The following is a 24397-nucleotide window of genomic DNA, read 5'->3' as shown; positions in this document are numbered from 1 at the left end:
GCTGGGGACCGACACATACCTGGTCCACCCAAAGGTTTGAGGGCATCGTACCTCTTGCCGCCCCCACCGGAGTCGTGGACGGAGGCGGCTGCCGACGGTCAGCCGTCGGCGCGGCAGACGAGGAACACGCTTTCGGTCCGCTCGTCGATGCGGTGTCGCCGGCGGCTCTCCACGCGCAGCCCCGCCGCACGCAGTTCTTCCGTGAGCCGCTGCGGGTCGACGACCCATTTGTCCGTGGTCAGGACGACCCGCTCGGAACTCGACTTCCCCGTCCGCACCGCGTAGTACGTGATGCGCTCGCTCATGGCCGTCAGATCGAAGACCTGGCGCGCCACCACCCACTCCTCGATCCCGTCGAAGCGGGGCACCTGGAAGGCCCAGGTGCGATCGGATTCCTCGGACAGCCCCCGCAGCTGGTGCGCCGTGTAGTCGAGGGCGAGCGCGCCCCCGTGGTCCAGGTGCGAGGCGATCTCGCGCAGCAGCCCGGGACGGACGTGGGGCGGTACGGCGGAGATCATGGTTCCGGCCAGCAGCGCCAGCCGGTACGTGTCCAGCGGGCGCAGCTCCGTGAGATCGGCGCGCGTGGGGATCAGCAGCCGCGACACCTGCGGTGAGATCCGTCGGCCCCACGCCTCGAGCCGTTCCAGGCTCGCGGCGTCCTGGTCGACGGCCTCGACGCGGAAGCCGTGGCGGGCCAGGGGCACGGCGAGGCGACCCGCACCCGAGCCGAGGTCGAGGATCGGGCCTCCGGTACCGCGCGCGAGGCTCAGGTAGCGGACCACGTCCGCGCTGTGCGGCCCGAGCAGGGCGTCGTGCAGCCACACCGACTCCTGGTCGACGGGCGCCGTCGACTCGAGGCCGGGCAGGAAGTCCGAGGTGTCGCGGATGCCGGCGCCGCCCACAGCCGCGCCGGATCGGGCAGGACCGGCCTGTCCGGACTGCAGGAACGGCACAGGCGCAGCGGGCGCGACGGGCAGGTAGGTGCTGCTCTGTGTGTGCATCGCTCCTCCAGGGGCTCGTTCGCTGAGGAAATCCTGTCCTGTGAGGGAGGGCGCGGACCAGTGAAAGGCGCTGCGTGAACACGCGATGGCGTGGATCTGCCACGCCCGGGTCGTACGTCAGAGGGCGCGGCTGAGCCGGACCGGGGTGAGGGGGGTGAAGCCGTGGCGCGTGAGGAACGGCAGCGCCGGGTCCTGCTCGACGGGGAGGGTGATCCGCTGCGATGTCGCCCCGTACGCCCGCATCCGTTCGGTGACCGCTTCCAGCAGAGCCGTACCGATGCCCTGGCGGCGTCGGCCGCGAGCGGCGCAAGCGGCGTAGACCTCGCCCTCGGCGGGGACCGGGACGCCGCCCGAGGCAGCACCGACGACGACGCCGTCCGCGTCCACGGCGACGAGCCACCCGAGCCAGCCGGGCGCGCCGCCGGGAATTTCAATTTCCGCTCTTATGCGGGGGAGTGAGCAATGGTCCGACACCAGCCGTTCGACGGGCGTCTCGCCGAGCGCGGGGCCGTAGCTGTCGCGAATCCCCTCGGCGAGAAGCCGGGATATCGATGTCGCGTCACCGTGTGCTGCCGTTCGCACGTGAGCCAGCAGCATTCGTCCGTACCTCTCGCCGTCCCCGGTCCTGCGCTCGCACGTGTCCACGATAGCGGGGAATTCGAGTGGTGGATGCCGAGGCATATCTACGAATTCCCTTAGTAAATAAAGGGGGTTGGCAGTGGAGTTAACCCGGTACCGAGCAACAGGCAAGGATCAGAGGGGTGATGGCCACCACGGCCGTCGCCACCGCGAACAGCCCGCGCAGTACCGGATGTCCCCCACCCATCGGCGTGAGGATGCGGCGCATCCGCAGCGCCGCCGAGGGGCCGCCCGCCGCGAACGCGTCGCGCGGGGAGCGCCCGACTGCCAGGGTGTAGAGCGCCGTGGCCAGCGCCTCGCGCGAACTGACGTGCACCGCCTGATCGTCCGCCGCCATCTCCAGCAGCAGCGGCACGGCCTTCCCGCCGAGGCGGGCCAGCGGCAGCCAGGGGAAGACGGCCGCGTACGCTCCGGCCGCGGCGACGAGCACATGGTGACGACCCGCGATGTGGGCCCGCTCATGGGAGAGGGCGGCGGCCAGCTGCGCCCCCGTCAGGGTGGTCACCGCCCCTGACGAGACCACCACCTGGCGCGACCGCCCGGGAAGGCAGTACACCACGGGACGCGCGTCGTCCAGGACGGTCACGCCCAGCTTCGGCTCGTACCGGCCGACCAGTCGCAGCAGTCCCGCATGCCGGGAGCGCGCCCGGCGGGCCCGCACGACCTCGTGCACGAAGCCGGTGACGGGCAGCCCCAGGACGGCGAGCGCGGTGGCCGCGGCGGCGTACTCGAGCCCCGTCGCCCGTGCCAGCCGGTCGAGCGAGGGAAAGCTCTGGGTGAGGGCCAGGGTCACGAGCCGGTGACTCGTCCCTGCGGGGAGGAGCAGTTGTGCGGGGATCAGCGCCAGCGAGAGCGCGAAGACCGTGCCGCACACCGCCCACACGCTGAGCGCCAGCCGCGGGACCTGCTGCGCCCAGTGGGCGCGGACCAGCATCCAGGGCAGCAACATCCCGGTGGCGAGGACGAGTCCGAGGGGCGGCAGTACGTGATGGTTCACCGCTCGCTCCGGGGGCCGTCGGCCGGACGGCCGCGACGGGCGGTGCGCAGTACGGCGTCCAGCGTCTCCACGTCCTCGTGGGACATGCGTTCCACGAAACGCAGGAGCGTGGCCTCGCGGTTCTGGCTGTCGCCGAGCGCGTCCTCCATGAGGGCGGACGTGTACTCCTCGCGGCTGCGGACCGCCTCGTAGAGCCAGGCGCGGCCGGCCTTCTCGCGGCGCAGCCATCCCTTGCGGTGGAGAATGTCGGCCACCGTCATGACGGTGGTGTAGGCGACCTGGCGCCCCCGGTTTATGTCGTCGACGATCTCGCGGACCGTGGCGGGCCGTTCCCACCCCCACACCCGGTCCATGATCTCGGCTTCCAGCTCTCCCAGCCGGCGCACCCGCATCCCCCTCGCCCCCTGATCCCTCGCGAGTGGTTCATCGTACGGGCCGCTGCCCGCGGCCGGTGCGGCCGCCGAAACCGGCGACCGCCCCCGGAGGAGGAAGCCTCGTCCGGGGGCGGTCGCGGTGGCCGCAGCGGGTGGGCGCGCGGCGGTCCGCTCACGTTCGGATGAGCCGGGCGATGGCCTTCGACGCCTCGCTCACCTTGACCTTCGCCCGGTCTCCGCCCTCGGCGATGGCCTCGGCGACGCAGCAGCTGAGGTGCTCGTCCAGCAGGGCCACCGCGCAGGACTGCAGCGCGGCGTTGATCGCGGAGACCTGCGTGAGGACATCGATGCAGTAGGAGTCCTCGTCGACCATCCGCTGCACCCCGCGGACCTGGCCCTCGATGCGGCGCAGGCGTCTGATGACGTCTTCCTTGCTCTGTGCGTAACCGGCCACGGGGGCTCCTCAGTTGTCGGCTCAGTGGTCGGCGGCCCGGAAGCCGCGCAGTCGAAGGCTGTTGCCGACGACGAAGACGGAGGAGAAGGCCATGGCCGCTCCGGCGATCATCGGGTTGAGCAGCCCGGCCGCGGCGAGCGGAAGGGCGGCCACGTTGTAGGCGAAGGCCCAGAACAGGTTCGATCGGATGGTGCCGAGCGTCTTGCGGGCGAGGCGGATCGCGTCGGCCGCGGCCCGCAGGTCGCCCCGTACGAGGGTCAGGTCGCCCGCCTCGATGGCCGCGTCGGTGCCGGTGCCCATGGCCAGGCCCAGGTCGGCCTGGGCGAGCGCCGCGGCGTCGTTGACGCCGTCACCGACCATGGCGACGCTGCGGCCCTCGGCCTGGAGCCGCTTGACGACATCGACCTTGTCCTGGGGCATGACCTCCGCGATGACCTCGTCGATCCCGACCTCGGCGGCCACGGATTCGGCGACGGCCTTGTTGTCGCCGGTGAGGAGGATCGGCGTGAGGCCCAGGGCGCGCAGGCGCCGGATGGCCTCCGCGCTGGTGTCCTTGACCGCGTCCGCGACCTCCAGGACCGCGCGGGCCTCGCCGTCCCAGGCGACCGCGATGGCGGTGCGGCCGGCGGCTTCGGCGTCCGCCTTGGCGCGCTCCAGCCGTACGGGCAGCCGCATGGCCCACTCGGCGAGCAGCTTCTCGCGGCCGACGAGGACGGCGTGGCCTTCGACGACGCCCTGGACGCCGAGCCCGGGGATGTTGGCGAAGTCCTCGGGGGTGGGGAGCGTGCCGACCCGGGCGGCCGCTCCCGCGGCGACGGCCTGCGCGATGGGGTGCTCGGAGGAGTGCTCCAACGCCCCGGCCAGACGCAGGACTTCGGACTCGTCCGTGCCGTCCGCGGTGTGCACCTTGAGCAGGGTCATCCGGCCGGTGGTGACGGTTCCGGTCTTGTCCAGGACGATGGTGTCGACCTTGCGGGTGGTCTCCAGGACCTCGGGGCCCTTGATCAGGATGCCGAGCTGGGCGCCCCGGCCGGTACCGACCATGAGGGCGGTCGGGGTGGCGAGGCCCAGGGCGCAGGGGCAGGCGATGATCAGTACGGCGACGGCGGCCGTGAAGGCGGCCGAGAGGCCGGAGCCGGTGCCCAGCCAGAAGCCGAGCGTGGCCAGGGCCAGCCCGATGACGACCGGTACGAACACCGCGGAGATCCGGTCCGCGAGGCGCTGGGCCGCGGCCTTGCCGTTCTGCGCGTCCTCGACCAGCTTGGCCATCCGGGCGAGCTGGGTATCGGAGCCGACCCGCGTGGCCTCGACGACCAGGCGGCCCCCGGCGTTGAGGGTGGCGCCGGTGACGGAGTCCCCGAGGGAGACCTCGACGGGGACGGACTCACCGGTGAGCATGGAGGCGTCGACGGCGGAGGAGCCCTCGACGACGGTGCCGTCGGTGGCGATCTTCTCACCGGGGCGTACCAGGAAGCGGTCTCCGACCTGCAAGTCGGCGGTCGGCACGGTGACTTCGCGTCCGTCCCGCAGCACCGTGACTTCCTTGGCGCCCAGTTCCAGCAGCGCCTTGAGGGCGGCGCCGGCCTTGCGCTTGGACCGTGCCTCGAAATAGCGGCCGGCCAGGATGAAGGCGGTTACTCCGGCCGCCGCCTCCAGGTAGATGTTCCCGGCGCCGTCGCTGCGGGCGATGGTGAACTCGAAGGCGTGCGTCATGCCGGGCGTCCCGGCCGTACCGAAGAACAGCGCCCACAGCGACCACAGGAAGGCGGCCGTCGTGCCGACGGAGATCAAGGTGTCCATGGTGGCCGCGCCGTGCTTGGCGTTGGTCCAGGCGGCGCGGTGGAAGGGCCAGGCGGCGTACGTGACGACGGGCGCGGTCAGGGTCAGGGAGAGCCACTGCCAGTAGTCGATCTGCAGGGCGGGGATCATGGCCATGGCGATGACCGGCAGGGCGAGCGAGACCGCCGTGACGAGCCGCTGCCGCAGGGGGCGCAGTTCGTCGTGCTCGTCCGGCTCCTTCCCGGTGCCGGACGAGCCGTCCGTACGCGCGGGGGCCGGCTCCTGCGCGGTGTAGCCGGTGGCTTCGACGGTGGCGATCAGGTCGGCGACGGAGATGTCGGCGTCGAAGGTGACCTTGGCCTTCTCGGTGGCGTAGTTGACGGTCGCCTCGACGCCGTCCATGCGGTTGAGCTTCTTCTCGATGCGGGCCGCGCACGAGGCGCAGGTCATGCCGCCGATGGCGAGCTCGACCTGGGCGGCGCCGGGAGTGATGGTGGTCATGAGTGCTGCTCCTCGTTCGAGCGCGGGGTGGGGGCCGGGGCCCGGTGGGCGGTGGACGGACGGGGCCCCGGCGGCCGGTGGGTCGGGGTCGGGCGGAGTATCAGGCCCGGCCGGTCACTTCGTAGCCGGCGTCGTCGACCGCCGCGGTGATCGCGGCGTCGTCGGGGTCGCCGGCCGTGGTCACGGTGACCAGGCCGCCGTCCACGTCCACGTCGACGGAGAGGACTCCGTCGAGCGCGCTGACGGACGTGGTGATGGCGGTCCTGCAGTGTCCGCAGGTCATGCCGGACACGCGGTAGACGGTGGCGGTGCTGTCGACGACGGCCGTGGCGGTCGTGGACTCGCCGGCGTTCGTGCCGCAGCTGCCGTCAGGGGTACAGCAGGAAGACATGACCTTCTCCTCGATCGATGCGGATGATGGTGTGGATACCCAGTGGGGGTATGAGCCGACAGGTCTCAGGTATACCCCCTGGAGGTATGGGTCGCAAGTGTTTCCCCGGCTTGACTTGGTACCCCCCGGGGGTATGGTGAGCCCATGGAACCGCTGGATGCGGCACTACGTCGTTCGGGAGAGCAAGCATGAATACCGGAGTGAAGATCACGGCCTTCGCCGCCACCCTCGCGGCCGCCTTCGGCGCCGCGTACGGCGTCGGGGCGGGTGTGGGCCCCGTGGGCGCGCCGCCGAAGACGCAGCACGCCGGGCACGCGGCGGCGCAGACGCCGGCCGAAGGGGGCGCCGGGCACGCGGACCACGACAAGGCCGCCCAGGGACCGGCGGCCGGGGGTCTGCAGATCTCCGAGGACGGCTACACGCTGAGCCTGGACACCCCGCGGATCGCGGCAGGCCGGGGTGAACTGAAGTTCTCGGTCAAGGACGCGGCAGGACGCAAGGTCACCGCCTACAAGACCGAGCACGGCAAGGAACTGCACTTCATCGTCGCCTCACGCGACCTGACCGTCTATCACCACCTGCACCCGGTCCGCGGGGCGGACGGCACCTGGTCGACACCGGTGGACCTGCCCGCGGCAGGCCCGTACAAGGCCTTCGCCGACTTCGCCCCCGCGGTGGAGGGCGCGAAGGGCGTCACCCTCGGCGCCGACCTGTCGGTGCCCGGCGCGTACGCCCCGAACCCGATGCCCGCGGCCGCCAGGACGGCGGAGGTGGACGGCTACCAGGTCTCGCTGGGCGGCACGCTCGACCCGGGCAAGGCGGGCGAGCTGGGGCTCACGGTCAGCAAGGACGGCAAGCCGGTCACGAACCTCGAGCCGTACCTCGGCGCGTACGGCCACCTCGTCGCCCTGCGCGACGGAGACCTCGCCTACCTGCACGTCCACCCCAACGAGGGCGGCCCCGGCCCGCAGGTCTCCTTCACGGCGACGGCCCCGAGCGCGGGAACCTACCGGCTCTTCCTGGACTTCCAGCACGAGGGCAAGGTCCGCACGGCGGCCTTCACCGTCCATGCGGGCGCCACCGCCGCCCCGGCCGCGGACACCACCCCGGCCGCGAACACCGCCCCGGCCGCGAACACCGCTACGGAGGAGCCGGGCGGACACGCTCACTGACCCGGTACCGGTGATCGCGTTCCCCGCCTCCCCGCCCGAACGGACGCCCCGGTCACGGCTGTTCATCGCCTCCCGCGAGGGGCCCGCGGGCCGGTCGGTATCGTGAGGCGTCCGGGCTCCCGCACCTGGACAGCCGCGACATCCGTTGCGGTAGTCGTCCCGTGGGAAGTCAACGCCCGGTACAAGGACGGATGGTGTGTTCTGTGGAGGGATCCTTGGGCGGGTCACGTGCCGGTGACGTTCCCACCGCCGCGACCGTGTGCGTCATCGGTGCGGGACTGTCAGGGCTGGCGACCGCACACGCTCTCTCGGTCAGGGGAATCGACTTCGTCTGCCTGGAGTCGGCACCGGACGTCGGCGGGATCTGGCGCCGGCCGGGGGCCGGCGAGCGGGGCCCGGCGTACCAGTCGCTGCATCTGAACACAGCCAAGCAGCTCACCGGTTACGCCGACTTCCCGATGCCCTCCGAGCTGCCCCTGTACCCCGGGCACCGCGATGTCGCCGCCTATCTGCGCTCCTTCGCCGAGTGGGCCGGACTGCTGCCCCGTATCGAACTGCGTACCGAAGTGGCCTCCGTACGACAGGACGGCGACGGCGCCTGGACGGTCACCAGCCGGGACGCGCGGGGCGAGGCGAGGCGACGGCGTTTCGAGCAGGTGATCGTCGCCTCGGGCCACAACACGGAGGCGGCGCTGCCGCATCCCCTGCCGCCGGGCTCCGACTCCTTCACCGGAACGATTCTCCACTCGATGGACTACCGCGACGGCAGCGACTTCGCCGGGCAGCGGGTCGTCGTCGTGGGGCTGGGGGCGTCGGCGGTGGACATCGCCGCGGACCTCTCCCGGCATGCCGCGCGGACCGTGCTCTCCGTCCGCCGGGGGCTGCACATCGTGCCCAAGCAGCTCTTCGGCATGTCCGTGGACCTGATCGCCGATGCGCCGTGGTGGAACGAGATGTCCTTCCCCGAGCAGCGGCGCTTCGTCGAGCAGGCGCTGCTCGTGGCGCGGGGAAGGCTGTCGGACTACGGTCTGCCCGAGCCCGACCACCCTGTCTTCTCCTCGGCCGTGACCATCTCGGACGAGATCCTCAGCCGAATACGGCACGGCGCGGTGATCCCGAGGCCCGCGATCGACTCCCTGGACGGCAGCCGGGTGTGCTTCACCGACGGAACCACGGTGGAGGCGGACGCGATCGTCTACTGCACCGGATTCCGCATGGCCTTCCCCTTCCTGCCCGCCGGGTGTCCGGCGGGTCCGCGGCAGGGAGCGGTCGAGCTGTACAAGCGCATGGTCGCGCCCGACCGGACCGGCCTGTACTTCGTCGGTCTGATCCGTCCCGTGGGCTCGATCACGCGCCTCGTGGAAGCCCAGTCGCGGTGGGTGGCGCGGATCGTCGCCGGCGACGTCGCCCTGCCGTCCGCGGATGTCATGCGCGAGGAGATCAGCGCGTACCTGAGCGGTATCGAGGAGCGCTACGGGCGGACCGCGGGTGCCTCCATCCAGGTGGACGTCGGTCCCTACCTGCGCGAGCTGCTGGAGCTCCAGGACGCGTAGGGTCCGACGTCCACGGGAAGCCCGCGGGGAGCCCGGGCGCAGTCGCGGGGACGTCTCAGCGGACGGCTTAGACCCGCGCGGACGGCACGGTGACCGGCGGTCTGACCGCGTAGGCCTCGGAGGAGATGTACGCGGTGACCCGTGGCGGCCGGCCCTGCTGGTGGGCGAGCGCCAGATAGGCGATGAGACCCACACCGTCCTGGAGGGGCCGGCCGGTGACGGCGGACAGCGACCGCGGCAGCGGGGCGGGGTCCATGCCGTGGCGGCGGAGCACGGCCACCGCCCGGTCGAGGGCCTCGCCGTCGTGGCGGGCGTAGTCGCGGACCGGGATGTGCAGGGTGAACCCGCTGGGCAGGCCGGTCTCCGTCTCGGTGAAGTTGTGGCAGCTCAGGCCCGGCCGCCGGTCGAGCGGTACGTCCTGCCCGTCCACGGAGTCGAGGCCCTCGGCGTCGGTGTCGTACCCGGCCGCCGTGCGGAAGAACCGCTTGATCTCCGTATGCTCCGGGCCGCCGACCATGCGGGACAGGCCGATCGCCCCCGCGGCCGACAGGTCGTGGTGCGCGAGGTAGACCTTCACCCGGGGGTCTTCCCAGGCACCCAGATCCAACGCGAAGAACACATGGCGATCGCTCGGGGGGAGCGCCGCGAACGCCTCCCTGTGGCCGAGACGGTGCAGGGCTTCCCGCACCGTCTCGGCGGAACGTTCCTGCCCGGACGCCGCAGGGTTCAGGTACACCTTGACCTTGGGCACTCCGCCGGGGAGCAGCTCCAGCGCGCACCAGAGCGCCAGAGGGCCCTCGGGGTCCCCGGGGAAGAACAGGTCCTCCAACGCGTCCAGCCGCGTGGTGTCGAATCCCCATCGCCGCCCCATCTCGCGAACGGCCCGCAGTCCGATGCGCCCGTTCTCCGCCAGGCTGCCGGCGCCGTACCCCGGCTCCAGCAGCACGCGCAGGGTCGGGTCCGCGTCCGGAACGAAGGACAGGGAGAACTCCACCGGCGTGTGGTCGTCGGAGAGGAAGGAGTCGTCGGGGGGCGGCAGATCGAGCGGCCGCTCGGCGACGGGGCCCAGCACCGTGAGCAGCGTCCGTGCGTACTCCGCGGAGTCCGCACCGTTCAACCCCGCGGCCTCGCACAGCCGCAGCACCTGTCTCGCCGCGTGCCCACCCAGCGTTTCCACGTCGGGCGTCGGCGGCGCGCCGAGCCGGGAGGCCGGCGCCGCCCCTCCCGCCGCGGACCGGAGCGCCCAAGAAGACACCCGCCGCGAAGGGCGGGTGTCGAGGGGGCCCACGTCGGTGGGGATGACAGCGGTGTCGGAGGGTATGTGTCCCACGACAACTCCTCGGCCTCGTAAGCAGTTCGGAATAACGCGTTGCTCACTACCCCCAGGGTGAAACGTTCATGCCGTGGCGGGGGAGCCGGAGCGAATGGGGTTGATCACCTCGTCAGCCACGTGAGGAACTGGCTCCACATTCCGCTGCGTTCGCGCTTGTGGCCTTCCTCGGCCTCGCCGGCGCGCGTCTGTGGGACCGTCGGACGTGCCGTCCTGGGCGGGGTGAACCGGGCGGGCAGCGTCGCGAGGCCCCGGTTGAAGGGGCCGGGGCGCCAGATGAGACTGTCCTCGGGCACGGCGAGTTCGACGTCGGGGAGCTCGTTGAGGAGGCTCTCGACCGCGGTCACGGTGATCTGCCGGGCGGGCTCCTTCGACGGGCAGGCGTGCGGGCCCGCGCTCCACGCCAGGTGGGCCCGGTTGCTGCCGGCCTTGCGTGCGGCGGACAGCGTCGGCCCCGTGTTGGCGGCCGCGAAACCGACCAGCACGAGATCACCCGCCCGCAGCTGCTCCCCGGCGAACTCCATGTCGGCTGCCGGGTAGTGCGGCGCGTAGTTGGACATGGGCGGGTTGTCCCACAGGGTGTCGTCGAGGGCCTCGTCGATCAGGCCGCCCCCGTCGGCGTACCGGTCGTCGGTGAGCAGCCGGTGCAGGACGTTGCCGATGAGGTTGCGCAGCGGCTCGGCGCCCGCGCCCAGGAGCAGGGCGAGCTGGTGGACCATCTCCTCGTCGGTCAGCTGAGCCTGATGTTCCATCAGCCAGGAGGTGACGTCGTCGCCGGGGCGCTCGCGTTTGAGCGCGACCAGTTCGCCCACGGCCCGGAACAGGACCTCGGTCGCCCTCTCGGCGTTGACGCCGTCGAACATCCCGGATATGCCGAACAGCACCCGGTCGCCGATCTCCGCGGGGCAGCCGAAGAGTTCGTTGAACACGAACAGCGGCAGCTGCCTGGCGTAGTCGCCGAGCAGGTCGGCCGAGCCGCGGGAGCCGAACTGGGCGATGAGGTACTCCGAGATCTTCTCGGTGCTCCGGCTCAGCTTGCGCGGGTCGACCCGCGCCATGCTGTCGGTGACCGCCTGGCGCAGCCTCAGGTGCTCGGCGCCGTCACTGAACATGCAGTTGGGGCGGTACGCGAGCAGCGGTGTGACCGGGTTGTCCGGCTGGACCCGGCCCTCGTTGAAGGCCCGCCAGCGGCGCGCGTCCTTGCGGAAGGAGCTGGAGTCCTGCAGGAGTTGCAGCGCCGTCGAGTAGTCGGTGACGAGGGTGGCCTCCACCCCCGGAGCGAGCTCCACGGGCGCGGTCGGGCCGTAGTGGCGCAGGTACGCGTAGTACGCCTGCGGATCGGCCGCGAACCCCGGTCCGTGCAGCGGCACCCGGCCGCCGGCATCGTGGGCGGGACACCCGGGCGGGGGCACGGGTGCGGTGGGTCGAGCGTCCAATGTCTGCTCCTAGTGAGCGCGGTCCAGCAAGTAGCGGACGAGTGTGATCAGCGCGTCGGCGGACGACTTCGCGTCGCGCGCGTCGCAGGTGACGACCGGGGTGTCGTCGAGCAGGTCCAGCGCCTCGCGCAGCGCCCGTTCCTCTCGATCCGGCGTGCCGTCGAAGCGGTTGACGGCGATCGCGTAGTCGAGGCCGTACTGCTCGATCCGGTCGATCACCTCGAAGGAGTCCGCCAGCCGCTCGGGGTCCACGAGCACCAGCGCTCCGAGCGCGCCGCGCGCCATGTCCTCCCACATCTGCACGAAACGCAGCTGACCGGGCGTTCCGAACAGGTACAGCACCACGCGTTCGCTGATGGTCAGACGGCCGAAGTCCATGGCCACCGTGGTGGTGGTCTTGCTCCGGACTCCCTTGAGGTCGTCGAACGACTCGCCGGCGCGTGTCATCGTCTCCTCGGTGGACAGCGGAGGGATCTCCGATATCGCGCCGATGAAGGTGGTCTTGCCGACGGCGAAGTGACCGACGACGAGGATCTTCACGGCGGTCTGCGTCGCTCCACCACGGACGTACGCCTGTTCACGCAAACTTGGCGCGGAGTCCATTCAGCACCTCCTCGAGGATGTGTCTGTCCGTGAGCGGGGCCCGCTGCACGGGAGGGCGGGTGATGAGGTAGCCGGCCTCGGTGAGGGCGGAGAGGAGGATCTTCACCACACCCATGGGCAGCCGCGTGTGCCCCGCGATCTCGGCGACCGAGAGGTAGCCGGCGGTGCACAGGTCCAACAGGCCCTGCTCCTCCGGAGACAACTGGGTCGGACGCTGCTGGTCGTCGCCCGCCGCGGTGACCAGGGTGATCAGGGACAGCTGCTCCTCGGCGGGCAGGCCGCGCCCCTTGGTGATGACGTAGGGACGCACTAATTCCGTGGCCCCGGCGTCCAGTTCGTCGAAGCGGGTCATGAGCGCATGCCGAGGTTCTCACGCGGCGGTGTCGTCAAGGCCTTGCCCAGCTGGCCGACGAGCTGCTGCATCCGGAAGGTGATGTCCTGCATGTCGACGTCCGGCGAGGCCGAGACGCCGAGGTACGCGCCCTCCCCGGCGGAGATCAGGAACACCCAGCCGCCGTCGAACTCGACCAGCGTCTGGCGCCACTTCAGGTGCCCTCCCTCGACGAAGAAGCCGAGCGAGCGGCTGAGCGACTGCACGCCGCTCATCGCGGCAGCGACCGTGTCCGCGTTGTCCTTGCCGAAGTCCTTCGTCCGGGCCATCAGCAGCCCGTCCGCGGAGACCAGGACCGCGTGCAGCGCCCCGGGAATCTCCAAGGCGCTGTCAAGCATCCATGACAGATCGTTGTTCACGAGACCTCATGCCCTTCGCTGCTCGCATCACGTGTGCTGCTCGTCTGATCCGCCGAGGCCGGGGGTGCGCCCCGTCCGGATTCCGTGCCTCGCTGGAACGCCCCCATGATCGCCGCGGCTTCCGCATCGGAGCGGGTCGCCGCGGGTGCGGCCGACGTGCCGCCGGGCACGATGGCCATCGGTCGCTTGCGGCTGCGCTTCGGCAGACCGTCGACGGTCGAGGACGTGCTCACCGCGGATTCGGGGCCGCTCGGATCCGTCGCGGAGACGGGGACGGCCGGCGCCGGGGTCTTCCTCTCGGGCATGCCGGTGAGCAGCTCGTGCGGCAGGAGGAGGACCGCGCGGACGCCTCCGTACGGTGAGCTGGAGTCCACCGACACCTCGAAGCCGAAGCGCTCGCAGAGCACGCCGATCACCGCGAAACCGAACTGCGGGGGGCTGCCGAGTCCTGAAACACCGGAGACCCGCTCACTCGACAGGAGCTTTTCGGCTCTCGTCCTCTCCTCGTCATTCATACCGACACCGGCATCGTCGACGACGATGCAAATGCCCTTGGGTACGGTACGAATATTGATTTCGACCACGGTGTCCGGGCTGGAATAACTGGTGGCATTGTCGAGCAGCTCGGCGAGAGCCAGCGCCACGGGTTCGACGGTCCGATTGGTGATACCGAAGTCGACCTGCGAAAGGATCTCCACTCGCCGGTAGTGACGGATCCTGCCCTGCGCGCTGCGGACCACGTCATAAACCGAGGCGACCTCGCGCTGTCGCCCCAGCCAGCCGTCACACAACACAGCGATGGACTGGGCGCGCCGTCCGAACTGAGAGTTCGTGTGGTCGATCTCCAAGAGGTCCTGGAGGATGACGGACTCGCCGTACTTGCTCTGCAGCCCGGAGATGACCGCCTGCTGCTCGGCGGCAAGGCCCTGAAGCGTTCGCATCGCGGACTTGAGGACCGTTTTCGTCGCGTCCTGGGCCTGCTCCTTCTCGGCCTCGACGGATTTCGAGAAACTGTTCTCCAGATCGGCGTAATGGGCTTTGATCTCTTCGATCTCGCCCCGTAGAGCCCGTGCCGACCTGCGCTGGCGAACCATGACGGCGACCGCGCCGAGGACGGCGACGAGGAGGGCCCAGAGCACTGGGTTCTGTATGTGATGCGTCATAAGACTCTCTTCAGGCGACTGACGGCCAGTTGCTGAATTCCGTCAATGCGGATGGACCGGCGGACCGTCCGTACCCGGGGGTACCGCCCGGATGGCCGCAGTGGTCGGATATGTCGTCTTGCGCCCATCCGTCGCTCCGCAAGTGCGATGATCGTATCACCGGGTGTGAGCAGGTGACCGACCGTCAAGAGCCGGTTGCGGGGTGGTCATTGACTCGATTCGGCCGGGTTCACCGGAAGTAAAAGAAGTGCGGAAGCCTCTCGCGACTGAGCTTGTCCCCCACCTCTCAAGGTGTCCGATAAAGGCAATCTATGACTTTCGGGACGTGGTGGCGACCGCCCTGTGGCGGCGGGCCGCACAGCGCAAGTGAGTTCGCGGACATTCGCCGGATGGCTTGGAATTGCTCAGCCCCGGTACGAGGCGGATCCGCCGCCGGCCGGGCGCGCCTGCCCGGCGTGGCTGACGGTCCACCAGGGCGAGTTACAGCACCTGGTCCACAACAGCTGCGTCCGGGTACGAGCTTCTGGCCCTTGAACCCGTGGGCTCGGCGGGTGGCGAGGGAAAGCGTCCGGCGTGAGCGGTGCGTATCTTGCGCGGTCCTGGTGCGAGCACTCCGGGACCGCGCTACGGTCGTCTGCGTCACGACTTGGGGGGTGCGCGTGTTGTCGGAAACATTGCTCGCGGCGGCTGCCGCAGGGGGCGCCGCGGTGGCGCAGGCGGCCGGGACCGATGCCTGGACCACGCTGCGGGGGCGGTTGGCCCGTCTGTCCGGCCGCGGGGACGAGCCGCGTGAACAAGCCGAAGCGGTGCTCCTGGACGCGACCGGTGCGGCGCTGTCAGCCGCCGCGGACCCGGACGTGGCCGACACGGAGCGCACCCGCCAGGCAGAGCTGTGGACCGCCTGGTTCGCAGCGACGCTGGAACGTCTGTCCGAGGCGGAACGGGAGCAGGTAGCGGCCGGGCTGCGTGCGCTGCTGGACGGTCCCGTGCCTGCCCAGGACAGCGGCGCGAGCATGAGCCGCAACGTTGTCAACGGTCCGGCGATCACCCAGGTCGGCAACCACAATCACCAGACCATCAACCTCGGCCCGGGGGCATGACGACCCCTCATGTGCGGGGCAACATCTACAACGGCCCCAGCGTGCACCAGGTCGGCGACCACAACACCATCAACATCCATGCCAAGGGAGCCGACTTACGCCGGCGTCTGGGCGAGTGGGACGATCTGGCCGGCAAGGCCCGACTGCCCAAGTCCCCGTCATCCCTGCTGGAGGCGCACCGCGCGGTGGTCCCCTTCCGTGGCCGCGGCGAGGTGCTGAGGCATCTGCGGGCCTGGTGTGCGGAGCCGGGCTTCGGCGTCCAGTTGCTGTACGGGCCGGGCGGACAGGGCAAGACCCGCCTCGCCCGCCACCTGACCGACCGACTCGGCGAGGACGGCTGGGACGTGCTGTGGCTCGCCCGTCACGTGGTGGCCGGCGACCTGATGGCACTGGGGGACATGGCCACGACCACCCGGCTGGCTGTGGTCGTCGACTACGCCGAGACCCGCACGGACCAGCTGCTCGTGCTCCTGGAGGCCGCCGTCCGCGCCCCGGGCGCAGCGTTCAGGGTCCTGCTGCTGGCCCGGACCGCCGACGACTGGTGGTCCGAGTTCCAGGACCGGGCCCGCCTCGAAGAGCTCTACGGGGCTCCCGGCATGTTCTTGTCGCCGCTGGAGCCGCAGTCGGCCGACCGCGCCGACGCCTACCGCCAGGCCGTGGACGCCTTGGCCCGCGCCCTGCCGGGGGTCTCTGGGCAGCAGGACCACGATTGGCCCGCTCTGGCCGCGCGCGTGGCGGACCCGTCCTCGGGTCCGTCCTCGGGTCCGTCCGCCGACCGGTTCCAAGGCCCCGGCATGGAGATGGCCCTCACCCTGCACATGACCGCTCTCGCCGACCTGCTGGATGCCGCCCGCGACGCGGCGGCACCGCCCGGGGCCGGACGTACCGGAACCGGAACCGGCACAGGCACAGGAACCGGAACAGGAACCGGCACAGGAACCGGCACAGGAACCGGAACCGTGGAGGAACGGCTGCTCAGCCACGAGCGCGTCTACTGGCGGGCCGTCGGCGAGAGGCTTGGCCTGAAGCGGGCGAAGGCCATCGACGACGCGCTGGCCGCCGCGTTCCTCTGCGGTGCCGCCGACGCTGACCAGGCCGATGCCCTCCTGGCCCGTGTGCCAGGCCTCGAGGACCAGAGCGCCGACACCCGGGGCGCGTTGGCCGGCTGGATCGCCACCCTCTACCCCCCGCCCGATGACGCGCAGGTCTGGGGCAGCCTGCATCCGGACCGGTTCGCCGAGTTCTTCGTCGGGGAGCACCTGCGCAACCGTCCCCGCCTCCCCGACCGGCTGCTGGACGGAGCGACCGAGGCGCAGGCCACACGCCTGCTGACCCTTGTCACCCGCGCCGCCGCCCACCCCGCCCACCGTGACCGTCTCGACGCGCTCTTGACCGACCTCTGCGTCCGTCACCCGCGCGTTCTGGGCCCGCTCGCCGTCGATGTCGCCACCCAGGTGGAGCGGCCGGAGCCGTTGGTGGCGGCCCTGTACCGACTCACTGATGACCCCGCCATGGAGTTCGTGGACCTCACGCGGCTGGCCGACCGGCTTCCCCGGACGACCCACCACCTTGCCGCCTGGGCCCTGCACGTGACCCAACGGCTGACCGGCCTCCACCGTGCCCGAGTCCAGGAGGACCCGGCCTCTGCCCACGTGGCCGACCTGGCCAAGATGCTGCGCCAACTCTGCCTCCGGCTCGGCGGTATGGGGAAGAAGCAGCAGGTCTACGCCGTCTCGGCCGAGGCCGTACGGATGCTGAGGCCCCTGGCGCGGACCGAACCCGACACGTTCCTGCCGCACCTCGCCGCCTGCCTGCACAACCTGTCCATGGGACTCGATGACCTGGGGCGGTGGCAGGAAGCGGTGGGAGCCGCCCACGAGGCCGTCGCGCTCTACCGTCGGATCACCTCCGGGCCGGCCCGCGGTACGTACCTGCCCGAACTGGCGTACAGCCTGAGCAGGGTCGCGCAGGCCGAGGGGCAACTGGGCCGGGCCGAAAGGGCACTCACGCCGCTCGAGGAAGCCGTCACCATCCGGCGCGATCTGGTGGCGGACCGGGGCGAAGCCCACCGACCGGAGCTGGCGGACGGCTTGAACAACCTGGCCTTGTGGCGGAGGGAGTGCGGACGGCTCCGGGAAGCGCTGGAGGCGAGCCGGGAGGCGGTAGGGCTCTACCGGACCCTGGCCGAGGAGCGCCCGGATGCCTTCCGCCCCGGCCTGGCCATGGTTCTGAGTACCCACTCCTCCTGTCTGGGGAGAACCGGACGGCGCCTGGAAGCACTCCGGGCGATCGAGGAGGCCGTCCACATCCGACGCGACCTGGTCCGCAAACGTCCTGACCTGTTCCGCCCCGACCTGGCCAGGTGTCTGAACTCCCTCGCGATCGCCCTGGGAGGGCTGGGAGCGCTGGGACGGCACCAGGACGCCCTGGCCGCCGTCGCCGAGGCCGTGGAGCTCTACCGGTCGCTGTACGACGAGGACAACGCGGCCTTCCGGGACGAGCTGGCCATGACGCTGAACACCTACGCGAACGACCTCCAGGAAGCCGGACGCACACCGGAGGCGCTGGAAGCCGCCCGCGAATCCGTCGGTCTCTACGGAGGCCTGGCCGATGAGTATCCCGAGGCGTTCACGGCAGACCACGCCATGAGCCTGCTGACCTATGCCAGCCAGCTTTCAGAAGCCGGACGGGAGAGCGAGGCCCTGGAAACCAACCGGCGAGCGGTCGCCCTCTACCGGCCACTCGCCGAGGCCAGGCCGGACGTGTTCCTTCCTGCCCTGGCCAGGAGTCTGAACAACCTCTCCGGGCCCTTGAGGAAGGAGGGACTGATCGATGAATCCCTTGAGGCCCTGGACGAGGCCGTCACCGTCAACCGCCGGATCCTGGCCGCCGACCCCGATGCTCCCGTGCGGCATGACCTGGCCATGAACCTGATGAACAGAGCCGTGGCACTGAACGAGGCGGGCCGGCCGGACGAGGCGGTGGACGCACGTGGGCAGGCGGTGGACATCCTGCGGGAGCTCGTGCGGTCGAGCCCGGAGGGCGCGACCGTGTACGCGCCGCAGTTGGGCGCGGTCCTCGTCGTTCTCGGCGAGCAGCTCACTGTGGCCGGACGACCGGATGAGGCGGCGGACGCCGTGCTGGAGGCCGTGGTCATCACCCGGCAGTTGCGAGCGGATGATCCCGGCGCGCACCTCGGGGACATGGGCTTTCGTCTGGCCTGCCTCTGCGAGTGCATGCTGCGGGCAGGGCGCCGCCGTGAGGCTCCGGCCCTCTTCGAAGAGCTGATCGCCCTCCTGGAGGGGCCACTTCAGCAAGACGGCTTCCAACCACCGATGCTGGCCCAGTCGTTGGCCGTGCTCGGTACCCTGCGGCACACCGGAGGGCACCCGGACGCCCGGAGCATCCTGCGACGTGCCGTCGAGGCGGCCCACGACGCGATCCGCGAAGACCCCGCGCACGAGCCCTCCCTGGTGTGGGCACTGCACGCCCAGGGCATCGAACTGGCCGAGACCGGAGAGCACGACCAGGGTGTTTCCGCCGTCGCCCGGGCCGTCGGTATCGCCCGTCGACTGGCGGGCGGCGATCCCGCGCACGAACCCGTCCTGGCCCAGACGCTCGACTCCCTCGGCCGGTACCTCGCGGAAGACGCCGCACGCCATGACGAGGCCCTCGAAGCCACCGCGGAAGCCGTCACCCGCACGCGCCGTCTCGCGGATGCCGACCAGGCGTCTGAAGGCAACCTGGGCATGGTGCTGGCCAACCACGGCCTGCGGCTCGCCGAGGCCGGAGGCTTCGAGGAGGCCCTGAGCGCCACGGAGGAGGCACTGATCCTCTGCCGCCGCCAGGCCGACGTACACCTCGCGGCGAACGAGCCGGGCCTCGCGTACGCGCTGTACGCGTACGCCAAGGTACGGCTGCTCGCGGACGCCGAACTGCCCCTGGCGCGGGAGTGCATCACGCGAGCCCTCGAGATCTGCTACGACCTCGGCCGCCACGAACCCGGTCTCGTCGCCTATGGCCTCCGTGATGCGGAGAGGACTCACAGCCTTCTCCGCATCCCCTGACGGCACCGCCACCACCGCCAACCCGGCGCATCATCGCCGTCAGAGCACTAGCAGCGGACCAGTGTGCCGCTCTCCCGGGTGAGGTGGTTGCTGGACATCCAGCCTTCGGTGTCCGTGCCCTCGATACGGGCGTAGATCCACTTGTTGCCGTAGGCATTGGTGACGTAGCAGTGGTAGAAGAGCTTCCCGCCGGACTTGGCCAGGGTCACGTAGGAGCACTCCTTGTACGGCCCGGTGAAGAGGTGGTAGTCGCCGGCCAGGTAACCGTAGCCGTTGCTGCGGTTCTGGTGACCCCAGCCGGTGCACGCCGTCGACACCGGCGTGGGCTCCTTCACCGTGGAACTGGGCTTGGCGTCCGGCGAGCCGGGCGGGGCCGCGGCCGGCGTGCCACCGCCGTTGTCGGGCGTCTTCGTGGGACGCACCTCTGTCTTCGCGGGAGACGGCTGCGAGGACGCGCCGCTTGAACCGGCGGACGACGGGGTGCTGCCTCCATTCGGCTGGTGGCGGCCCGCCGGGGAGCTGACGCCGGGCGGCGTCCCCTGCGCGCCGTCCGTGGTCGTGCCGCCCCGCTGGGCGGTCAGGGCATACGTGATGCCGCCTGCGGCGAGGAGCACGACGGCGGTCGCTGATGCGATGAGGGTGGTGCGGCTTCGGTGCCGTGCGCGACGGGCTGCCGATCGGCTCGTTTCGGGAGCGGGGATTCCGGCGGGGCCCGCGACCGGCGCGCCGGGCTGCGGAAGCGTCGGCGGCAGGTTGGGCTGCGCATAACCGGCATGCGGAGGCTGAGGCTGAGGCTGGGGGAACAGCGGGGGGCCGAACCCGGTGGGCGGTGCGACGGTGGCCGCAGCGCCGGGAACCACCGTGGGAGGGGAAGGCGGGCCGGCGGACGCGGGGTGCACCGTCCGACCCGAGGCGACGCGCTCCAGCATGCCGCGCGCCTGGTCCGCGGTGGGCCGGTCCTGCGGTTCCTTCGCCATCAGCGCCTGGAGCACCGGCGTGAGCGGTCCGGCCCGGCGGGGCTCCGGCAGTGGATCGGTGACGATGGCCGACAACGTGGACCACGCGGAAGTGCGGCGGAACGGCGAAGTGCCCTCCACGGCCGCGTACAGCGTCATGCCGAGCGACCAGATGTCCGACGCGGGACCGGGCTCCCTGCCCTGCGCGCGCTCCGGTGGCAGGTAGTCGAGAGAGCCGACGATGGCACCGCTGCGGGTCAGCTTGGCCATGGCGTCGTCGCCGGAGTCTTCCATGGTGGCGATGCCGAAATCGGTGAGAACGACCCTCCCGCCGTGCTCCATCAGCACGTTCGCGGGCTTGACGTCCCGATGCAGTACGCCGGCCCGGTGCGCGGCGTCGAGCGCGTCCATCAGCTTGGCGCCGATCGCCGCGGCCTCGTGCGGCTCCAGGGTGCCGCGCTCCGTCAGCACGTCGTCGAGCGAGGGCCCGTCGACGAGTTCCATGACGATGACCGGCAGGCCCTGCTCCTCGGTCACGTCGTGCACGGTGACCACACCGCCGTGCCGGATACGGGCGGCGGCCTGCGCCTCCCGCTGCATCCGGGTCCGCAGATCGGCCAGTTCGGCTGCGGAGGCGTCGGTGAAGGCTCGCAGAACCTTGACGGCGACCTCTCGGTTCAGCAGTTCGTCCACCGCTCGGGCGACCACTCCCATGCCGCCGCGCCCGACGATGGCGGTCACCCGGTAACGCCCCCCGAGTACCTTGCCTATCAGCTCTCCGCCATTCGCTTCCCCCGCGGTCACCGCATGCTCCGTTCCATCGCTGTTCGTCGTCCATCAACCGGCGGCCTCAAGAGTAGAGGCAGGAGCGTGGGGCAGAGCGGCGGCCGGACTCAGCGACCCTGGATGCCGCGTGCGCCATGGCATCGGCCTCTCACCGCGGCATCGGCGAAGGCCGCGCGCGGGTATGCGGCTGCCTGCCCGATGGCCGGCCGCCTGCGTCGAGGGCTCCCGCCATGACGAAGAAGCAGTGGTGCGCGCCTGGTTGGCAGCGGCGGGACGCCATGTCCGCGAGATGGCCCGCGTTGGAGGTGGACGAGCAACTGGGCCGGCATCGGGAACCGCCCGCACCCCGGGGCGCAGACCCGCGAAACAGTCAAGGTCCTGCTTGTCGCCGACAGCCAGTCGCGCTTCTTGAAGGTGACGTACAGGCTGACGCGGACCACTGCCATCAGCAGGATCGCGAAAGGTACCCGTCCGCCGACAAGCTCCGCCGACTCTTGGTTCTGGAGGACAAGGAACACATGGAGCAGCCCCTCCGCGAGCCAGGCGTTTCGCTTGGTGTCACGGAAGAGGACCTCCTCCGGAGTCACGAAGGAGTCAGTGACTCAGATCAATTCGGCAACATCGCACGTCAGTTGTGTCCGATCGTCGATCCCATCCGCGAGAAGTGCGACCGCAAGAGCGACGTTGCACTCCACCGCTCCAACGAGCAGACCGACGAGCACCCTGCCCAAACTCCTGGTTACCTTCGGCGACTCGATTCCGGACGCCCACGACGGTGTTTTCTCGCTCGAATGTCCGATCAGGGGCGTGGGCGCGAGTACCGCTCTTTCAGCTGGCGGAGCTGGTCGACCCAGAACTCCTCCTTCCGCTCGCGGGACGCCTTCACGGACAGCAAGCCCAATTCCTGGGCCAGTCCGAAGAAGCCGGGTCCGGCCTCGTTGCTGTTGAGGTAGAAGACCAGGGCGGAGAGCATCAGGCCGGATTCCGGGCGGTTGCGCTCGACGATCAACCACAGCAGGTGGCCCATCGCCGCCCGCTCGTCGGCCCGGGAGAAGTCGAACCCGGACGCGCCGACGCGCTGGACAAGGGTCGTGTTGAGCTCTGTGTAGGAGGTCGGCCTGTTCAGCCTGGCCCGCTCGATAAGGAACTCCAGGCCGGCTTCGGTGAGCTTGGCCCACTCCTCTTCGCTGCGTCCGTACACCGAACCCTCCCCTTGTACGTATCAGTTACCCGAAGTCTATGCCGACCTACCTCGTGGGACGGGGCATCGGGGCAGCAACGAGGACCACGGCGACGGTTGTCTGCCCGTGCCTCGTCGGGAGGAGGCGCACCGTCCGAGGTCGCCAGCCGCTCGAGTCGGGCGGTGGGCGACTCGGTGTCCAGCGTGACTGCCGCCCGGCGGAACTCGGTCAGATTCGCCAGTACGTCGAACAGCGTGAGCTCGGCGAGATGGGAGGCCGGACTCGCTGCGAAGTTGGTCCAGGCGTAGGCAGTCCTGGCCCTTTGCGCTTCAGCTGTCCGAATCAGCTGTTTCTGGTACGAGCACGGTGACCATCTTGGCTGCGATCCATCTGCCCGAGGTGGTCTGTTCCGCCCCGACGCTGACCGGGTGGAGCAGCATCTCTGTGGCCGCCAGGACGGATAGTGCCGCGTTGCGGGTGCCGATGGCCGATGTCAGGCGCTGGTACAGATCCAAAAGTTTGGCCGCTTCCCTGGCCAGAATCCTCCCTTCGAACCAGTCCTCGTCGTTGCGTGCCTGCTTGAGGCCGTCTAGGACCTTGAGGACGTCCTCAGGGTCCCAGGTCTCAGCCGTCGATAGCCACACAAGTAGCTGCGCGAGTGGGTCATCGGCCGCCGCCTTCGAGGGCGGCGAGTTCACGCCCTGGGCGGACACTCCATGACGGGGTTCCGGCAGGTTTTCTTCCAGCTCCACCAGGCTGGTCTCAACGGGATGCACGCTCAGTACGTTGTAGAACAGCGTTCGAGTCATCGCTGCCAGGCCTAGCCCTTGGATCTCGCCGAAGGGTTTGATCTCCCACTCCGGCTCGTCCACCGCCCGCTGGACATGCCCTTCGAACTGGTTGAGGGCGTGGGTGCTCAAGTTGGCGCGCGGTGCCTGAGGGTTCTTCTGCGCAGCTTCTGCCGCGGCTCGAGTCACCCGCCACACGAGGTTGTAGACCTCTCCAAGGGGCCGACATTCAGCTACCTTTCCCATCGCTGTCCTGAGTCGGGCCATGTGATTCTCTGGTACCGGCGGCAGGCGTACCTCCTCAAGCCGATGGGTGAAGTAGCGCATCCCTTCGGCAACCAGCAGTTCGTGGGCAACCGTCAGAAGCTCGCCCTGCCCGTCCGCCGTCATGTCCATTGGGGCCAGCGAAGCGGCGAGATGCCCGTCGAGACCCTCCACGGCCTTGCCCATACTCGTTCCGATGGGCGCGAAGTAGTGAGCCAGTGTGGGATAGAACTGGTGCGTCAGCTTGGGCTGTGGGATTTCGCCGAGGTCACCCTCAGCCTCACGCACGGCATCCTCGAAGGAAGTCGGCTGCCACACCACCGCACTCGCAGGGGTGGACGGATGAATGGCGATGAGGGATGCCCGCACCAACGACCCGAGGAGCTTGGAGATCTCTTCACTGTCCGGGTGCAGCGGCACTGGCCACGAGCCCACACTCCTGATCGGATCCGATGCAGGCGCGTATCGTAGGAGCGCGAGAGCCCCAACCATCTCTCGGATCCCACTCACCGGCAGTTCCTGTGAAACGGAAGGGAACGTGACCGGATACTCGGCGGCCATCTCGTCCAACTGCTGCTGATGCCACCGGGATCGAGCCTCAGCGATGACACGCTGTGCTGCCTCCGCCTCGCGCTGCTTCTCCCGCTTCTCCTTACGCGCCGGATTCAGCACCACCTTCACAGCTGCCAGCAAAGACTCATTGCAGTCGACACATACCTGCTCCTCGCCGTCGAGCAACTGCTGGAAAGCAGTACGCGAAGTAAGGCTCAGTGGCCTTCCACACTTCGCACAGGCCACTCCTTCCACCACGGCTCGCACACCCGCAGCGGCGACAGCATAGATCTGCCGACCCCAACCGGATGTGCCGATCTGCGCCGTCTTCTCACACCACACCGCCGTCCCGAGCTCAGCGTGAAACCCGGCCAAGGCCCAGTAGCGCTCGCCAATTGAGACAAGCTCAGTATCAGCACCTGCTACAGGCACCACGGTGGGAATGAGCGCAGCATGCGCGTCGGTCGCCGACCGCACGTCGTGGGAATCAGTCACGACACTCACCCTATGCAGCCGTGGGTCAGCTCGTCTCCGGATCAGCCTGCCCCGAGCCACCCGAC

20 protein-coding genes are annotated in these 24397 nt (G+C 70.1%); 4 read left to right on the top strand and 16 right to left on the bottom strand.

Features of this window, described 5'->3' with window-relative positions; all coding sequences use genetic code 11:
- Positions 1 to 98: 98 nt before the first annotated feature.
- From ACWDYJ_RS14820 to ACWDYJ_RS14790, 7 genes are all read right to left on the bottom strand, one after another.
- Positions 99 to 1001: a class I SAM-dependent methyltransferase gene (locus tag ACWDYJ_RS14820; RefSeq protein ID WP_451565915.1), complete on the bottom strand. Its 903-nt coding sequence runs from the start codon at positions 999 to 1001 to the stop codon at positions 99 to 101.
- A gap of 117 nt (positions 1002 to 1118) precedes the next feature.
- On the bottom strand, positions 1119 to 1583 hold the full coding sequence (locus ACWDYJ_RS14815) for a GNAT family N-acetyltransferase (RefSeq protein ID WP_451565914.1): 465 nt from the start codon (positions 1581 to 1583) through the stop codon (positions 1119 to 1121).
- Positions 1584 to 1725: 142 nt separating this feature from the next.
- On the bottom strand, positions 1726 to 2637 hold the full coding sequence (locus ACWDYJ_RS14810) for a M56 family metallopeptidase (protein ID WP_451565913.1): 912 nt from the start codon (positions 2635 to 2637) through the stop codon (positions 1726 to 1728).
- Complete coding sequence (locus tag ACWDYJ_RS14805) at positions 2634 to 3023, bottom strand: BlaI/MecI/CopY family transcriptional regulator (RefSeq protein WP_451565912.1); 390 nt, start codon at positions 3021 to 3023, stop codon at positions 2634 to 2636. Before ACWDYJ_RS14805 ends, ACWDYJ_RS14810 begins: the two co-directional genes overlap by 4 nt.
- A 160-nt stretch (positions 3024 to 3183) precedes the next feature.
- Entirely contained in the window at positions 3184 to 3465 is a 282-nt protein-coding gene (locus ACWDYJ_RS14800; protein ID WP_451565911.1) for a metal-sensitive transcriptional regulator, read from the bottom strand.
- 21 nt (positions 3466 to 3486) lie between these two features.
- Positions 3487 to 5745 carry a heavy metal translocating P-type ATPase gene (locus tag ACWDYJ_RS14795; protein WP_451565910.1) on the bottom strand — a complete coding sequence of 753 codons (2259 nt, stop codon included), beginning with the start codon at positions 5743 to 5745 and terminating at the stop codon, positions 3487 to 3489.
- 100 nt (positions 5746 to 5845) lie between these two features.
- Entirely contained in the window at positions 5846 to 6136 is a 291-nt protein-coding gene (locus ACWDYJ_RS14790; RefSeq protein WP_451565909.1) for a heavy-metal-associated domain-containing protein, read from the bottom strand.
- A gap of 188 nt (positions 6137 to 6324) precedes the next feature.
- Between ACWDYJ_RS14790 and ACWDYJ_RS14785 the strand changes: the two genes are divergently transcribed.
- Entirely contained in the window at positions 6325 to 7308 is a 984-nt protein-coding gene (locus ACWDYJ_RS14785; RefSeq protein WP_451565908.1) for a hypothetical protein, read from the top strand.
- A 215-nt stretch (positions 7309 to 7523) separates the two neighbouring features.
- Complete coding sequence (locus ACWDYJ_RS14780) at positions 7524 to 8861, top strand: flavin-containing monooxygenase (protein ID WP_451565907.1); 1338 nt, start codon at positions 7524 to 7526, stop codon at positions 8859 to 8861.
- A gap of 67 nt (positions 8862 to 8928) precedes the next feature.
- On the opposite strand, the gene ACWDYJ_RS14775 is transcribed toward ACWDYJ_RS14780, so the two are convergent.
- The 6 genes from ACWDYJ_RS14775 to ACWDYJ_RS14750 form a co-directional block, all read right to left on the bottom strand.
- Positions 8929 to 10191 (bottom strand): tryptophan dimethylallyltransferase family protein, encoded by a 1263-nt coding sequence (locus ACWDYJ_RS14775; protein WP_451565906.1) that lies wholly within the window; start codon positions 10189 to 10191, stop codon positions 8929 to 8931.
- A 104-nt stretch (positions 10192 to 10295) separates the two neighbouring features.
- Positions 10296 to 11627: a cytochrome P450 gene (locus ACWDYJ_RS14770; protein WP_451565905.1), complete on the bottom strand. Its 1332-nt coding sequence runs from the start codon at positions 11625 to 11627 to the stop codon at positions 10296 to 10298.
- A 9-nt stretch (positions 11628 to 11636) separates the two neighbouring features.
- Positions 11637 to 12230 carry a GTP-binding protein gene (locus ACWDYJ_RS14765; RefSeq protein WP_451565904.1) on the bottom strand — a complete coding sequence of 198 codons (594 nt, stop codon included), beginning with the start codon at positions 12228 to 12230 and terminating at the stop codon, positions 11637 to 11639.
- Positions 12205 to 12582, bottom strand: coding sequence for a DUF742 domain-containing protein (locus ACWDYJ_RS14760; RefSeq protein ID WP_451565903.1), 378 nt, complete (start codon positions 12580 to 12582; stop codon positions 12205 to 12207). Before ACWDYJ_RS14760 ends, ACWDYJ_RS14765 begins: the two co-directional genes overlap by 26 nt.
- Positions 12579 to 12980, bottom strand: a complete 402-nt coding sequence (locus tag ACWDYJ_RS14755) for a roadblock/LC7 domain-containing protein (protein WP_451565902.1) — start codon at positions 12978 to 12980, stop codon at positions 12579 to 12581. Before ACWDYJ_RS14755 ends, ACWDYJ_RS14760 begins: the two co-directional genes overlap by 4 nt.
- Entirely contained in the window at positions 12977 to 14143 is a 1167-nt protein-coding gene (locus ACWDYJ_RS14750) for an ATP-binding protein (protein WP_451565901.1), read from the bottom strand. Before ACWDYJ_RS14750 ends, ACWDYJ_RS14755 begins: the two co-directional genes overlap by 4 nt.
- A 653-nt stretch (positions 14144 to 14796) precedes the next feature.
- Here ACWDYJ_RS14750 and ACWDYJ_RS14745 point away from each other — a divergent pair.
- Complete coding sequence (locus ACWDYJ_RS14745; protein WP_451565900.1) at positions 14797 to 15243, top strand: hypothetical protein; 447 nt, start codon at positions 14797 to 14799, stop codon at positions 15241 to 15243.
- Complete coding sequence (locus ACWDYJ_RS14740; RefSeq protein ID WP_451565899.1) at positions 15240 to 19310, top strand: tetratricopeptide repeat protein; 4071 nt, start codon at positions 15240 to 15242, stop codon at positions 19308 to 19310. Before ACWDYJ_RS14745 ends, ACWDYJ_RS14740 begins: the two co-directional genes overlap by 4 nt.
- Before the next feature lie 47 nt (positions 19311 to 19357).
- Here ACWDYJ_RS14740 and ACWDYJ_RS14735 read toward each other — a convergent pair whose 3' ends face one another.
- The 3 genes from ACWDYJ_RS14735 to ACWDYJ_RS14725 form a co-directional block, all read right to left on the bottom strand.
- Positions 19358 to 21070 carry a protein kinase domain-containing protein gene (locus tag ACWDYJ_RS14735; protein WP_451565898.1) on the bottom strand — a complete coding sequence of 571 codons (1713 nt, stop codon included), beginning with the start codon at positions 21068 to 21070 and terminating at the stop codon, positions 19358 to 19360.
- A 781-nt stretch (positions 21071 to 21851) separates the two neighbouring features.
- A complete protein-coding gene (locus tag ACWDYJ_RS14730; protein WP_451565897.1) occupies positions 21852 to 22253 on the bottom strand; it encodes a hypothetical protein in 402 nt (133 codons plus the stop codon).
- A gap of 309 nt (positions 22254 to 22562) precedes the next feature.
- Positions 22563 to 24332 (bottom strand): hypothetical protein, encoded by a 1770-nt coding sequence (locus tag ACWDYJ_RS14725; protein WP_451565896.1) that lies wholly within the window; start codon positions 24330 to 24332, stop codon positions 22563 to 22565.
- Positions 24333 to 24397: the final 65 nt, after the last annotated feature.

This window comes from Streptomyces sp. NPDC003042, from assembly GCF_053591315.1.
This window is presented reverse-complemented; position numbering and strand designations above follow the sequence as displayed.

What these genes read in the sequence shown, in the direction of transcription:
- ACWDYJ_RS14740 (WP_451565899.1), top strand. Translation starts at nt 15,240, where the DNA reads ATGACGACCCCTCATGTGCGGGGCAACATCTACAACGGCCCCAGCGTG.
- ACWDYJ_RS14750 (WP_451565901.1), bottom strand. Translation starts at nt 14,143, where the DNA reads ATGACGCATCACATACAGAACCCAGTGCTCTGGGCCCTCCTCGTCGCC.
- ACWDYJ_RS14795 (WP_451565910.1), bottom strand. Translation starts at nt 5,745, where the DNA reads ATGACCACCATCACTCCCGGCGCCGCCCAGGTCGAGCTCGCCATCGGC.
- ACWDYJ_RS14785 (WP_451565908.1), top strand. Translation starts at nt 6,325, where the DNA reads ATGAATACCGGAGTGAAGATCACGGCCTTCGCCGCCACCCTCGCGGCC.
- ACWDYJ_RS14820 (WP_451565915.1), bottom strand. Translation starts at nt 1,001, where the DNA reads ATGCACACACAGAGCAGCACCTACCTGCCCGTCGCGCCCGCTGCGCCT.
- ACWDYJ_RS14760 (WP_451565903.1), bottom strand. Translation starts at nt 12,582, where the DNA reads ATGACCCGCTTCGACGAACTGGACGCCGGGGCCACGGAATTAGTGCGT.
- ACWDYJ_RS14790 (WP_451565909.1), bottom strand. Translation starts at nt 6,136, where the DNA reads ATGTCTTCCTGCTGTACCCCTGACGGCAGCTGCGGCACGAACGCCGGC.
- ACWDYJ_RS14765 (WP_451565904.1), bottom strand. Translation starts at nt 12,230, where the DNA reads ATGGACTCCGCGCCAAGTTTGCGTGAACAGGCGTACGTCCGTGGTGGA.